General features: G+C 42.9%; 1 pseudogene. It reads left to right on the top strand.

The features are described from left to right. Positions 1 to 245: pseudogene (locus tag SB660_RS22990) on the top strand (DHHA1 domain-containing protein); the annotation flags it as partial.

Raw genomic sequence — 245 nt, 5'->3', positions numbered from 1 at the left:
ACGATACAAGAGCTCCAAAAATTAGCTCGTTTTATTGTTGCTGAACGTGCTGATGTGATTGCCCTACTTGTTTCAGAAAATGAAGATAAATTACAATTTGTAGCTGCTCGCGGTACACAAGTAGACACCAGCATGAAAGAGCTTGCTACAAACGTTTTACCATGTATTAATGGTAAAGGCGGTGGAAGCGATCAGATGGTGCAAGGCGGTGGTGAGCGCATTATTACTTGCGAACAACTGCTCAC

The sequence above is a fragment of the Bacillus sp. SIMBA_005 genome (assembly GCF_046535585.1).
Taxonomy (GTDB): Bacteria; Bacillota; Bacilli; order Bacillales; family Bacillaceae; genus Bacillus; species Bacillus pumilus.
Note: the sequence above shows the minus strand (reverse complement) of the source record. Positions and strands in the feature narration are given on the sequence as shown.